This window comes from Mycetocola lacteus (assembly GCF_003667575.1).
Lineage (GTDB): Bacteria > Actinomycetota > Actinomycetes > Actinomycetales > Microbacteriaceae > Mycetocola > Mycetocola lacteus.
The window spans coordinates 188,323-201,185 of record NZ_RCUY01000002.1; the positions used below are offsets into that span (position 1 = coordinate 188,323).

At 65.5% G+C, this 12,863-nt stretch carries 10 protein-coding genes; 1 reads left to right on the top strand and 9 read right to left on the bottom strand.

Annotated features, from left to right (window positions below; all coding sequences use genetic code 11):
• Positions 1-83: 83 nt before the first annotated feature.
• From sucD to D9V34_RS03035, 8 genes are all read right to left on the bottom strand, one after another.
• Positions 84-971 carry a succinate--CoA ligase subunit alpha gene (sucD, locus tag D9V34_RS02995; RefSeq protein ID WP_121687453.1) on the bottom strand — a complete coding sequence of 296 codons (888 nt, stop codon included), beginning with the start codon at positions 969-971 and terminating at the stop codon, positions 84-86.
• Positions 972-984: 13 nt separating this feature from the next.
• Positions 985-2,148 (bottom strand): ADP-forming succinate--CoA ligase subunit beta, encoded by a 1,164-nt coding sequence (sucC, locus tag D9V34_RS03000; RefSeq protein WP_030148092.1) that lies wholly within the window; start codon positions 2,146-2,148, stop codon positions 985-987.
• A gap of 172 nt (positions 2,149-2,320) precedes the next feature.
• Positions 2,321-3,481 carry a hypothetical protein gene (locus D9V34_RS03005; RefSeq protein WP_121687454.1) on the bottom strand — a complete coding sequence of 387 codons (1,161 nt, stop codon included), beginning with the start codon at positions 3,479-3,481 and terminating at the stop codon, positions 2,321-2,323.
• Positions 3,478-4,080, bottom strand: coding sequence for an ATP-binding cassette domain-containing protein (locus D9V34_RS03010; RefSeq protein ID WP_121687455.1), 603 nt, complete (start codon positions 4,078-4,080; stop codon positions 3,478-3,480). The genes D9V34_RS03005 and D9V34_RS03010 overlap by 4 nt, the downstream gene beginning before the upstream one ends.
• Positions 4,071-5,117 (bottom strand): hypothetical protein, encoded by a 1,047-nt coding sequence (locus tag D9V34_RS03015; protein WP_121687456.1) that lies wholly within the window; start codon positions 5,115-5,117, stop codon positions 4,071-4,073. The genes D9V34_RS03010 and D9V34_RS03015 overlap by 10 nt, the downstream gene beginning before the upstream one ends.
• 44 nt (positions 5,118-5,161) lie before the next feature.
• Entirely contained in the window at positions 5,162-5,725 is a 564-nt protein-coding gene (locus tag D9V34_RS03020; protein ID WP_121687457.1) for a hypothetical protein, read from the bottom strand.
• A gap of 563 nt (positions 5,726-6,288) precedes the next feature.
• The gene (locus D9V34_RS03030) at positions 6,289-8,754 is read right to left on the bottom strand and encodes an ATP-dependent helicase (protein ID WP_121687459.1); all 2,466 of its coding nucleotides are present in this window, start codon (positions 8,752-8,754) and stop codon (positions 6,289-6,291) included.
• Positions 8,755-8,826: 72 nt separating this feature from the next.
• Positions 8,827-9,831, bottom strand: a complete 1,005-nt coding sequence (locus D9V34_RS03035; RefSeq protein WP_121687460.1) for a glycerophosphodiester phosphodiesterase family protein — start codon at positions 9,829-9,831, stop codon at positions 8,827-8,829.
• Between the two features lie 191 nt (positions 9,832-10,022).
• Between D9V34_RS03035 and D9V34_RS03040 the strand changes: the two genes are divergently transcribed.
• Positions 10,023-10,835 (top strand): Bax inhibitor-1/YccA family protein, encoded by an 813-nt coding sequence (locus D9V34_RS03040; protein ID WP_121687461.1) that lies wholly within the window; start codon positions 10,023-10,025, stop codon positions 10,833-10,835.
• A 141-nt stretch (positions 10,836-10,976) separates the two neighbouring features.
• On the opposite strand, the gene D9V34_RS03045 is transcribed toward D9V34_RS03040, so the two are convergent.
• Entirely contained in the window at positions 10,977-12,833 is a 1,857-nt protein-coding gene (locus D9V34_RS03045) for a ParB-like protein (RefSeq protein ID WP_220700528.1), read from the bottom strand.
• Positions 12,834-12,863 lie beyond the last annotated feature (30 nt).

The following is a 12,863-nucleotide window of genomic DNA, read 5'->3' on the forward strand; positions in this document are numbered from 1 at the left end:
GAGCTGTAGCTGGTTACAGACCGGCGACAATCTCACGCATCAGGTTCGCGACCTCGGCATGCGAGGCCGTGTCTTGCCTGACCTTAGAGACCGGCGACGATTTCACGCATCAGGTTGGCGGCCTCGGACGGAGTCTTTCCGACCTTGACGCCGGCGGCCTCGAGGGCCTCCTTCTTGGCCTGGGCGGTTCCGGCCGAGCCGGAGACGATGGCACCGGCGTGGCCCATGGTCTTACCCTCGGGAGCGGTGAAGCCGGCGACGTAGCCCACGACGGGCTTGGTGACGTGTGCCTTGATGTAGTCGGCTGCACGCTCCTCGGCGTCTCCACCGATCTCACCGATCATCACGATCGCCTTGGTGTCGGGGTCGGCCTCGAATGCGGCGAGGGCGTCGATGTGGGTGGTGCCGATGATCGGGTCTCCACCGATACCGATGGCGGTCGAGAAGCCGATTTCGCGCAGCTCGTACATCATCTGGTAGGTGAGGGTTCCGGACTTGGACACCAGTCCGATCGGGCCGGTGCCGGCGATCGATGCCGGGGTGATGCCGACCAGGGCCTCACCCGGGGTGATGATGCCGGGGCAGTTCGGACCGATGATGCGGGTCTTGTTGCCCTTTTCCTGGGCGTAGGCCCAGACCTCGGCCGAGTCGCCGACGGGGATGCCCTCGGTGATGATGACCAGCAGCGGGATCTCGGCGTCGATGGCCTCGATCGCCGCGTCCTTGGCGAATGCCGGGGGGACGAAGGCGATGGAGACGTCGGCACCGGTGGTGTCAATGGCCTCGACGACGCTACCGAAGACCGGCAGGGTGACATCCCCGTGGGTGACGGTGGTGCCGGCCTTGCGGGCGTTCACGCCGCCCACAATGTTGGTGCCCGCGGCGAGCATCAGCGCGGTGTGCTTGGAAGCCTCGCCGCCGGTGATGCCCTGGACGATGACCTTGGAGTCCTTGTTTACAAAGATCGACATGTTCGGATCCCTACTACTTCGATGCCAGCTCGGCGGCCTTAGCGGCGCCCTCGTCCATGGAGCCCGCGATGGTGATCAGCGGGTGGTTTGCGGCGGCGAGGATCGCGCGACCCTCGTCCACCTTGTTGCCGTCCAGGCGAACAACGAGCGGCTTGGTGGCGGTGTCACCGAGGATTTCCAGGGCCTTGACGATGCCGTTGGCAACCGCGTCACAGGCGGTGATTCCACCAAAGACGTTCACGAAGACCGACTTCACCTGGCTGTCGCCGAGGATCACGTCGAGGCCGTTGGCCATAACCTCGGCGGAGGCTCCACCACCGATGTCGAGGAAGTTGGCGGGCTTGACGCCGCCGAAGTTCTCACCGGCGTAGGCAACCACGTCGAGGGTCGACATCACGAGACCGGCACCGTTTCCGATGATTCCGACCTCACCGTCGAGCTTGACGTAGTTGAGGTCGGACTCCTTGGCCTTGAGCTCGAGCGGGTCGGTGGTCGCGCTGTCGGCGAGTTCCGCGTGCTCGGGGTGACGGAACTCGGCGTTCTCGTCGATCGAAACCTTGCCGTCGAGGGCAACGATGTCGCCGTCCTCGGTGAGGACCAGCGGGTTGACCTCAACCAGGGTGGCGTCCTCGCCCGCGTAGACGTTGTACAGCTTGACGAAGACGTCGGCGACCTTGTCCACCAGGTCCTCGGGGAAGTTTGCGGCAATCGCGATCTCGCGCGCCTTGGCGGCGTCGATGCCGGTGCGCGGGTTGACCTCAATGCGGGCCAGAGCCTCGGGCTTCTCTACGGCGAGCTGCTCGATCTCCATGCCACCCTCGACGCTGGCGAGCGAGAGGTAGGAGCGGTTGGCACGGTCCAGCAGAACCGAGAAGTAGAACTCGCGGGCGATCTTGGCACCCTGCGCGACCATGACGCGCTTCACTTCGTGACCCTTGATGTCCAGGCCGAGGATGGCCTGGGCGGCTTCGAAGGCTTCGTCGGCGTTCTTGGCGACCTTGACGCCACCGGCCTTTCCACGGCCACCAACCTTAACCTGTGCCTTGACGACAACAACGCCACCGATCTTTTCGGCGGCGGCGCGTACGTCTTCGGGGGTGTCCGCGACGATACCGGCAAGGACCGGCACCTCGTATTTCTCGAACAGGTCTCGGGCCTGATACTCGTAAAGATCCACGTGTGGTTCCAATCCGCAATGAGGTTTTGGGAGAAAATTGCGTACCCGACGCCTCGCTTGTAACTCGACGTCAAGATACCCATCTACGACTCTACCCCCTGCCCCCGGCGCAGGTCACCCGCATACCAAATACACGCCCGAGTTCTGGGTGAACAGACGGTATTGCGGAGGCCTACGCTCGTGTTTTGAAGTAGCGAAACAGTTGTCGTTCCCGGGTGGTGAGCGCGCCGGCGATCACCCCGAGTACCACGGCGGGCACAAAGACCACGCAGATTCTCACCGCCAGCCCCCGAAGCGCGGCCGGATCCAGGGTCCCCGGCAACCCGGTCTGGACCAGGGTTGCCGTCAGCGCAATCAGTACCGCGACCGCCACCGGAACCAGGGCCTCCCCCAACAGGATCAGGGTTTGCGCGCCCGGTGATACCCCACTGTGGCGCGCCGAGGCGAGTTCGAGCCTGCGGATACGCACCATCACCAACCCGATGACCAGTCCGGCGAACGCCCCGGCCGGTGCCGCAGCGATGGTGAGCCGGCCACCGAACGCCTCGGCTCCGGGGAAGATCTGCCCACGCCGAGAGTTCAGCTGGCTTAGCTGCGGACGCGTCTGCGCGTCTCCCTCCCCCAGCAGGGTCGAACGCAGCTGGGTGGCAACCTCTTCCGTCTGTGGCCATGCCTCAATCCAGCACTCATCAAAGGCCCGCCGGTCGAGGGGAACCGGGGAAAGCACCGTGTAGCCCAGCCCGGGTTTACGCCCATCATCGGGATAGGGAAAGACCGCGCGCACCGGAATCGTCCCGGCACCGGTCATGATGGTGTCGCCACCCCGGCGTCCCAGCGCCGCGGCGACCTGGTCCGAGATGACCACCCCAGCCCCCGACACGGCGGCGGGTGTGGACCCGGCCGCGGTGATTAGCCGGATAAAGCCCTCGCTGGCGTCGCGCTGGGGGATCGAGTGTCCGGGCAGCGCGGTCGGCTTCACCCCGACCGGGTTCTCGCGCACGGCCCCGGCCTGGTTCACGTTGGGCAGCGCGGAAAGCGCCTCGCACCGGGTCGCGTCAATCTGACCGGGGGCCTGAAACATGAGGATCGAAGCTCCGGATCGACGATAGGAATCCGCATCGTTCACTACCCGGGATACGGTACTGATCTCGGCCAGGCACAGCCCGATCAGCAGCGTCGCACACAGCAGCGTGAACAGGAGCGCGCGCGAAGTTCCGCTGCAAACATCGCGCAGAATCTCCCCGAGGAGCGCGCCGGGACGCAGGCCACTCCGACGGGGGTTCGCCGTGATGCGGGTATTCGTTTTCCCCGGGTGGTGACGCCGCGCTCTCATTCGGGGATGCTCAGATCGATCAGGTCGGTGCAGGCGTCGCGCGTCGCGGCATCGTGGGTGGCCACCACCACGATGCCACCGGCTTGAGACAGGACGCCGAGGGTCGCGTTCACCGTGTCCGCGGTGACCCGGTCCAGCTGCGCGGTGGGCTCATCCACCAGCAAGAGTTCGGGCCCCGCGGCCATCCCCCGCGCGAGCATGAGCCGTTGGGCCTCCCCACCGGAGAGCGCACCAAAGGGGCGATCGGCCACCTCTCCGAGACCGAACCGTTGCAGGTATTCTCGGGCAATTTCCTCGGCCTCTCGACGGGGATATCCCTGGGCGATCAGCGGCAGCACCACGTGGTCCAGGGCGTCCCGTGTGGCCACCCCGTGCGGATTCTGGAATACCCAGCCGGTCCGTCGCACCCCCTCGCGCAGGACGCGGCCGTGGGTGGGTTCCTCCCAGCCCGCCAGGATACTCAGCAGGGTACTCTTGCCCGATCCGGACGGTCCCGAGAGCGCGTAGACGTGGTGGGGCAGAAGTTCTCGGGTCAGCCCGCTAAACAGCAACGCCCCACCGGGGAAGGCGTGGCCCACCTCCTCCAGGATTACGCGCATGCGCGCGCCGTATTCGGGGTGAGGTCAAGGGCCTTGGGCGGGGTGACACCCTCGGCAAACCGAATGAACGACTGCCCGAGCTGCGAGCCGAGCAGGCTCACCCGATAGCTCTGCCGGCCGGCGGATACGCAGGCCGTTGCCCCCTCGATGTTGTACAGGGCCGACGGCGCGGTCACCCAGGCGGTCACCGGCTCGGCCAGAATGTAGCGGGCACCCAGGGTGCGAGTGGCACCGGCCGAGGCACTTTGATCGGCCGGGATCCGCTCCCCGGCGATGATCGCCGCTAGTGCTTCAGGATCGGTCACCGCACCGGTGTCTTCATCGATCGGATAGCGTTGCCCGTTGACCTCAACCACCCGGGCCCCCTCCACGGGGTTTTCGGGGAGTGCACTCAGACTGACGGTGGCGAGGTTATCGGCCAGCGCGATCAGCGTGCGCCCCTCCTCCACCTGTTCGCCGATTCCCAGCGGGCAACCGGTGATCCCCGCCGGACCGGGCGAAATCCAGGCGATGTTGGCCTGGGCGATGACCGATGCATCCGCGGGCGTTATTCCGGCCTTTTTGAGCAAGGAATTCATGGCCGTCAGCAAGCTCGCATCGACGCCGCCCCGCTCGGGAACCGTAAATCCGAGGCTGCTTAGCTCGGCACGAAGCACGCTCACATCGGTGCCGGTATCTCCCGCAACCAGATCCCGCCAGGGCGGTTGCGCGCCGCCGAGGGCGAGCGCCGGAATTCCGCTAATCGAAAACGGCACGCTGCCGCGAGCGATCTCGGTACCGGGTGTGCACGCCAGGGCGGTAACCCGGCCGGCGACGGGGGCACGCAGGGCCCGCGGGGTTCCCCCGGAGATACGCAGTTCGACGGCCCGGGAATCATCAAAGCTGCGCTCGCTCACTACCGACTGGGTCACGGCATCCGCTGGACGCAGCGAATCCGGAACGGTACTCGCCGTCGCCAGCACGCCGACGACCGCGCCGACACACACCAGGACCAGTGCCCCGAGAATGGCGGTGGTAGGGCGAAACCATCCCCTCATTTTCCAGCGTCGATCCGGGCCGTCGGCCGCCGAACGTGTGCGCATCAATACGTCACACCGAGCGGATTGGACTGACATTCGCCCGCCTCGACATCGGTGGCCGAAAACGGAAACGAATTGGAGTCGAAATCACGCTTATAGTCCGTTGCCCCGTATCCGGGATCAACCTTTTTCCTGTCCACGAGGCATTTGGCCACAATCGTAAACTCGTCGAGATTGTCGGGGTTACGCTTCATCTGCCAGTAAAGAAAGTCGACCTCCGTCCCGGTACTGTCAACACACTCGTTATAGATCCGCGTTCGCTCGGGTGAAGACTGCGTGGTGCGCGTCGAAGTCAGGGTGGAGCCGCCTGTGGAGTCAAAGGTGATCGTGACGTCCCGGGAGGCGAGGCAGGTGACGAGTGGCTCGCGAGACTCGACAAGCTGCTGCTCGGTAATCGTCCCGGTAGCGAGGATCTTGCGCTCGATCTCACTCTTGGCATTTTTATACCCCGAGCGGAACCCGTCTGCCCACGGCCCCGAAAACTCGGGTATCGCAGAACTGCTCCGTGCGACTTCGGGGCGATTTTCGGCAGTACAACCGGTCGCAAAAAGTAGGACGCCTAGCATCAGCAGTCCGCCGCCGAGACGAAGGCTTCGCCCTAAGCTTCGGCCCTCGTTTCGCGGCGAACCACCAACGTTTATGTGGTGAGGGGTTAGATCCACCAATTCACCCCGGAGCCCTGAGCATCCACCCAGCACATGATCTGTCGCGAAACCTGACCGGGCCCAACCCTGGGTGCCAATTTGTCGCCGGAGAGCGTGTAGGAAACGTGTTGGACCAGTCGACACGTCTGGTTGGTTGCACTCCACATGGACCGAGTGAAATCGCACTTGGCCGCCGACTGCACGGGCTCGGGTTGTGCGAGGGCGGGGGCAGGGAGGGCTGTCAACGCGATCGCGGTTCCCACCAGGGCTGCCGTGAGTGTTTTCATGAGAATCTCCTTTGATTTCTCGACAACGTTTGCCGTGAGATCAGTGAAGCCGGAAATCGCTCTATATTGTGCGAAAGTGGTCGCAAAAAGCACTCGGGTTCGTCGCAAAACGACCGTTCGAAGGCGTCGCAAAGCACACCTCATGCGGACCTCGTACGAGGTGGGCGCAGGTGGCGTCTGTCGGACGCCACCTCGGGGTTAGATCTTTTCGATCGGCGCGATCTTGATCAGCAGCTTCTTGGCACCCGCCGCCTCAAACAGCACGTGGGCGATGCGCTTGGCACCCTCGCCGGTGACCTGCTGTACGCGACCATCGCCGAAGTCGACGTGGCGGATACGGTCGCCGGGAACCAGCTCAAGCATCGAGTTATCGCGCACCTGGTTGGTGACCTGGTTGGGCCAGGCCTTCTTCTCCGGGCGCGGCAGGGCCGGGGGCTGATCCGAGCCACCACCGTATCCCCCGCGGCCGTTGGAGAACCCGCGGCGACCGGTGGAGTTGAGCGCACGCGACTGCTGTCCACCCCGTGAGTTGACCATGCCCGGCGACTGCCGCCACTCGATCAGCTCGGCCGGGATCTCCTGAAGGTAGCGTGAGGGCATCGCCACGGCGGTCTCGCCGAACTGCGCACGGGTCATCGCCAGCGAGAGGAACAGGCGCTTGCGGGCACGGGTGATGCCCACGTAGAACAGGCGTCGCTCCTCGGCGGGACCGCCGGGCTCGTTCGCCGACATCTTGTGCGGGAGCAGATCCTCCTCGATCCCGGTGAGGAACACGGCCTCATACTCGAGGCCCTTGGCGGTGTGCAGGGTCATCAGCGAGACGGTGCCGGAGGTGTCGTCCAGATCGTCGGCCGCGGCCACCAGCGATACCTCGGTGAGGAAGTCGATCAGGGTGCCGTCGGGGTTGTTTTTCTCAAACTCCTTGGTCACCGCCTGGAGCTCCTCGATATTCTCGGCGCGGGCCTCGTCCTGGGGATCGCGGGAGTTACGCAGGGTTTCCAGCAGTCCGCTGCGGGTCACCAGCAGGGTCAGCACGTCGGCCACCACGCCGGTGTCCGCGAGTTCCGCGGCCTCATCGAGCAGGTCGGAGAGGGCGCGGATCGAACCGGTGACCTTGGGGCCGAGGCCCAGACCCTCGACGTTGCGCATGGCGTCGCGGAAGCTCAGACCGTTGGTCTCGGCAAAGGTTGCCAGCTGGGTTTCGGTGGCCGGGCCGATACCGCGCTTGGGGGTGTTCAGGATGCGGCGCAGGGCCAGCTGATCATCGGGGTTAACCACCGACACCAGATAGCCGAAGGAGTCGCGAATCTCGGCACGGTCGTAGAACTTCGTGCCACCCATGACCCGATAGGGCAGGGCCGAGCGGATGAAGATTTCCTCGAGCGCACGGGTCTGCGCGTTGGTGCGGTAGAACACAGCCATGTCGGCATAGGACATGCCCTCGGAGTGCAGCTTCTCGATCTCATCGGCCACAAACTGCGCCTCATCGTGACCCGAATAGCCGGTGAACCCGACGATCTTCTCGCCGGCACCGTCGGCGGACCACAGCTTCTTATCCTTGCGATCGAAGTTGTTGGAGATGACCGCGTTGGCGGCCGAGAGGATGTTCTGGGTTGAGCGATAGTTCTGTTCCAGCAGCACCACCTTGGCACCGGGGAAGTCGCGCTCAAACTCGGTGATGTTGCGAATATCCGCGCCGCGGAAGGCGTAGATCGACTGGTCCGAGTCACCCACCACGGTGAGCGAGGCAGGCTCGACTCCGTCGGGGCCTGCGCCCAGCAGGTAGTCGTCGGGCTCGGGTTCGGGCGCGCGGGTCAGCTCGCGAATGAGCGAGTACTGCGCGTGGTTGGTGTCCTGGTACTCATCCACCAGGATGTGCCGGAAGCGCTTCTGATAGGTGGCCGCCACGTGCGGGAACGCCCGGAACAGGTAGACGGTCTGACCGATCAGGTCGTCAAAGTCGAAGGAGTTGGCGCGGGCCAGCTCGAGCGTGTAGCGACGGAACAGCTCCACAAACATGCGCTCGGCGGGATCGTTGAGGCTCGCGTTGCGCGCGTAGGCGTCCACATCGGTGAGCTCGTTCTTGAGCTTGCTGATCTTGCTGGCGACGTTGCCCGGGGTAAGCCCGAGAACGTCGGCCTGGAGCTCCTTGATCAGACGCTTAATCAGCACCTTGGTGTCGGAGGAGTCGTAGATGGTGAAGTTCTTTTTGAACCCGAAGTGCTCGGCCTCGCGGCGCAGGATGCGCACACACGCCGAGTGGAAGGTGGAGATCCACATGCCCTCGGCCGCGCCACCCAGCTGCTCCTCGACGCGCTCGCGCATCTCGGCGGCGGCCTTATTGGTGAAGGTGATCGCCAGAATCTGGCTTGGCCACGCCTCGCGGTTGCGGATGAGCCCGGCGATGCGCTGGGTCAGCACCCGGGTCTTGCCCGAGCCGGCACCGGCCACGATCAGCAGCGCCGGACCGCGATAGGTCACGGCCTCCAGCTGCTGCGGGTTGAGGCCGTGCGTGGTGGGGTCCTCCCCCTCGGGCAGGTTCTGCCCAAACTGCACCGAGCGCCCGGAAGCACCGGTTTCGAACCCCGGCCCGGTTCCGGGCGGGGCGATACGGACGACCGCGGGCTCGTTGGCGGACGTGGAGGAATCGGAAGGCTGCACCATGGTGCTCCCAGTCTAGGCTGCGCCGCCGACAGCGTGCGGCGGGACACCCGGGCCGGGATCCGGGGGCCTGGGTCAGCCCTCGCGGTGATGCGCCCAGAACTCGGCGCGCGCCTCATAGGCGAGGTCGGGCTGGTCGGCAAAGACACCGTCCACACCGGTTTCCAGGATCTGGCGGTATTCGGATCGCCAGTTTCCGTGGTGGGCATCGTCCCCGTGCCCCCGGTTTTCGGGAATGAGGAAGGCGTTTTCCGGGCGCAGCGTCCAGGTGTATACCAGCAGGCCCGCGGCATGGGCGGCGGCGACCCGGGCGGATCCCAGCTCATCCAGCAGGAACGACTTGGCCAGGCTCACCCCGTTGACGGCCGGCGCAAAACTGGCCAGTGCCTCGGGCGTCGCATAGGAGGCGTAGGTGCGGGCATCCTCGCCGAGGGCCGCGACCTCGTCGGCCGGCGATCCCTCCTCATCGATCAGATAGACAAACTTGGCGTTGAGGCCGCGCTCACGCAGGTCGGTCAGGGCGGACAGCTCGAAGCTCTCCACGATCAGCGCCCGCTCGCCCCAGCCGGTGAGCTGCTGCAGGAACAGGTCGTTCATGGTGAAGCCCTGGCTGGCAAAGTAGGCCGAGTGCTTGATTTCGGCGACCATGCCGAGGGAGCGGCCGTGGTTCTGTTCCTCCTCGCCGATCAGCGCGATCAGGTCCGCGAGGCACAGCACCCGCGAGCGGTCGTTAAAAAGCACGCTGTCGTGGCGCAGCTCGGGCAGACGTTCGCGGCACTTGAGCGTGGCGATCTGCGCCCAGGTGAGGTCCTCGGTGAACCAGCCCTCGTGGCGGATGCCATCCACGGTCTTGACCGTTTTGTACTCGGCAAACTCGGGCCGGTCGGCGATATCGGTGGTGTCGGTGATGTTGTTCTCGTGACGCAGAACGAGCACCCCGTCACGGCTCACCACGAGGTCGGGCTCCACCAGGTCTGCGCCCAGCTCAAACGCCAGCCGGTACGCCTCCTCGCTGTGCTCGGGACGGTATCCGCTTGCACCGCGGTGGCCAATGACGACGGGGTTCGGAAGCTCGCTCATGCCCCCAGACTAACCCCGACCGCTACGCCAATGGTGAACACGCGCCCCCGTTTACCATCACTTCATGATTGGGCAGGCGCTTCCCAGCGAATTCCGGTAGATTATAGGGGTTACGGGCGCACATACCCCGAACGAAACAGCCACGACACAGCCCACCGCGCCCGATTGAGAAACCGAGAGCAGGACCCCGCATGGCGAGCAACAACCCCGCATTCAGAAACCCCGCGTTCAACAACGGTGGTGCGCAGGCGCAGGCCGGCACCCAGGCACAGATGAGCGCCGAACAGCTGCAGCACCTGTACAACCAGCCCGTTGGTGCGGTGGATGCCAGCGACCGGATGACCGTTGAGGACACCGTCGTCAAGACCGGTATCTCCTTCGCGATCCTCGTCGTGGGTGCCGTCATCGGCTGGGCCGTTCCCGTGCTGATGATCCCGGCCATGATCGTCGGATTCGTCCTGGCGATGGTCAACATCTTCAAGAAGGCCCCGTCGGCACCGCTGGTGCTGGCCTATGCCGCAGCACAGGGCCTCTTCCTGGGTGCGCTCTCGCTGACCTTCGAGCGGATGTTCCCCGGAATCGTCCTGCAGGCCCTGATCGCGACCCTCTCGGTGATCGGCGTAACCCTGGCGCTGTTTGCCAGCGGCAAGATCCGCGCCTCCAAGAAGGCCACCAAGATCTTCATGATCGCCATGGTGGGCTACCTGGTCTACTCGCTGGTCAACATGGTCCTGATGATGACCGGTGTCCTGGGCAGCGGTGCGATGTTCGGACTGAACAGCCGCGTTGAGATCTTCGGCATTCCGCTGGGTGTGCTCCTCGGTATCGTTGTGGTCATCATGGCCGCCTACTCGCTGGTGCTCGACTTCGACTCGATCCAGCGCGGCGTGCAGAACCGTGCCCCCAAGGTTTACGCCTGGGCCGGTGCGTTCGGCATCATGGTCACCGTGATCTGGCTGTACACCGAGATCCTGCGCATGATCGCGATCTTCCGCAGCAACTAGTTTTCACCACACAGCGGCCGTCTCCTCCGGGAGGCGGCCGCTTTTGTGTGGCCTGGACAGCTGAACCGCGCACAAGAAGAATCCGCCGGCCCCGAGGCGGGACCGGCGGATTCTTCGTGTGTGGAGGTTACTGAGCGGGTGTTACTGGGCGGAGCGCTTGCGGGCGATGCCCGCGGCCAGTGCGCCGGTGCCGAGCAGCAGGGCGATCAACAGCGTCGCGGTGGGCAGGTCACCCGCACCGGTCTGCGGCAGGGACGACCCGGCGTTTGCCGCCGGGTGGGTGGCACCCGGCTGCGCGGTGGCCGACGAACCCGGAGCCTGGGTCCCGGGGGTGGGGGTGCTCGGGGCGGTGGTACCGGGGTCCGGGGTCGGGGTGGCGTCGACCGCGGGCTGCACCGTGACATCCGATCCCGAAACCTCGGCACCGTTCCACAGCACCACGATGCGGTGGGCACCGGCCGCGGCATCCGCGGGGATGGTGACCGACTCGGCGAAGGCACCGTTGGCATCGGTGGTCACGGTCGCCAGGCGAACCGGGGCCGAGTGCAGCTCCAGGGCAAAACCCTCGACGTTCGGGGCGAAACCGGTGCCGGAGACCTTCACGGTGGCACCCGGACGCAGCTCGCCCGAGATGGACAGTGTGCCGTGGACGTCGCCGGGGTTGGTCGGCTGCGCGATGGTGACCGCGTCCGAAACCGGGGAGGCCACCGAGGCACCGATCGCGTTCACCGCGGTCACGGTGGCCGAGTAGGTGCCCGGAATCAGGTTCGGGACGGTGACACTCAGTTCGGTTCCGGCCACCTCGATCGGGGCCCGGGCGGGCTGGTCATCGCCGTTCAGCTGTACGCGGTACCCGGTGATCGGGCTGCCGCCGTCGGCCGGTGCCTGCCACGAAATGGTCGCGGTGGTACCCGATGCGGTAACCGAGGGAGCCGCGGGGGTGGCCGGGGCGGTGAGCACCGGCAGGGTGGCCTTATAGGCCATCGCGTAGGCGATCTTGCCCGGCTTGTCATCCGAGAAGGGCTTGGACAGCTTGGCAAACTCGCCCTTGTCCACGGCCTTACCGTCATTCCACTTCTTCAGGGTACCGAGCTGCTTACCGGTGTATCCACCGGCGATCACGGTGTCCTGACCCGCGGCAACCTGGGCCTCGCTGATGGTCTTGACGATCGCCAGGGTGCTCTCGGCGCTGGTGGGGTTCCAGCCGCTCAGGTCCACGCCGCTGGTGCGCAGCCAGTCGCCCCAGATGAACTCCTGGAACGGGATCGTGCCGGCGGTGTAGCCGATGTCGCGGGTGAAGTAGAGCAGGCTGCGGGCCGGATCGTCCTGGAAGTTCTTCAGGCCGACGCTCTTGGGCAGCTGCTGCGGGGTGATCGTCTTGCCGTTAACATCCTTGAGCCAGGTCCAGCCGTTTTCCTGCATCTTCGCCCAGAAATCGGTTTCGCTCAGGTTCGAGAGGTTGCCCATCACGCGCAGACGCAGCGGGGTGTTCAGACCCGCACCGGGGGTCTCGGCAAACGAGGTCAGGGTGTGATGACCGTCGGTGAGGTAGGGCAGACCACCGGGGCCGATGACCACGGTTTTCATCGCGGCCAGGCTGTCGGCGGTTTCCTGACCGAGCGGGATGGTGCAGGTAAACGATGCGGCGTTGTCGATGGTGGCACCGGGCTGCGCCGAGGCGACATCCCCCTGACCGTTGGCCTCACACCAGTCGCCGAGGCCCTTGTTCAGGGCATCCTTGCCCATCGTGTAGCGCCCCACCTTGTAGTAGACCTCATCGAATCCGACCGAGGGCTGGGTGGGGCGAATGTCGCCAATGCGGAGGTCCACCAGATCATCGGTCTTGGCGGCCAGCAGTTCGGACGGGGAGGTGAGCACCGGTGCCGGTTCGGCGTTGGCGATCGTGGGGAGGGCGAGCGGGGCGGCGAGCAGGGCCGCGGCGATACCGGTGGCGGCGAGCAGGCGCGGCCGGATGCGCGCTCGAGAAAGGGTCTGCACGGGTTTCCTTCGGGTGGGGAGGTGGGGACG

What these genes read in the sequence shown, in the direction of transcription:
- D9V34_RS03015 (WP_121687456.1), bottom strand. Translation starts at nt 5,117, where the DNA reads ATGAGGGGATGGTTTCGCCCTACCACCGCCATTCTCGGGGCACTGGTC.
- D9V34_RS03030 (WP_121687459.1), bottom strand. Translation starts at nt 8,754, where the DNA reads ATGGTGCAGCCTTCCGATTCCTCCACGTCCGCCAACGAGCCCGCGGTC.
- D9V34_RS03005 (WP_121687454.1), bottom strand. Translation starts at nt 3,481, where the DNA reads ATGAGAGCGCGGCGTCACCACCCGGGGAAAACGAATACCCGCATCACG.
- sucD (WP_121687453.1), bottom strand. Translation starts at nt 971, where the DNA reads ATGTCGATCTTTGTAAACAAGGACTCCAAGGTCATCGTCCAGGGCATC.
- D9V34_RS03040 (WP_121687461.1), top strand. Translation starts at nt 10,023, where the DNA reads ATGGCGAGCAACAACCCCGCATTCAGAAACCCCGCGTTCAACAACGGT.
- D9V34_RS03035 (WP_121687460.1), bottom strand. Translation starts at nt 9,831, where the DNA reads ATGAGCGAGCTTCCGAACCCCGTCGTCATTGGCCACCGCGGTGCAAGC.
- D9V34_RS03020 (WP_121687457.1), bottom strand. Translation starts at nt 5,725, where the DNA reads ATGCTAGGCGTCCTACTTTTTGCGACCGGTTGTACTGCCGAAAATCGC.
- D9V34_RS03010 (WP_121687455.1), bottom strand. Translation starts at nt 4,080, where the DNA reads ATGCGCGTAATCCTGGAGGAGGTGGGCCACGCCTTCCCCGGTGGGGCG.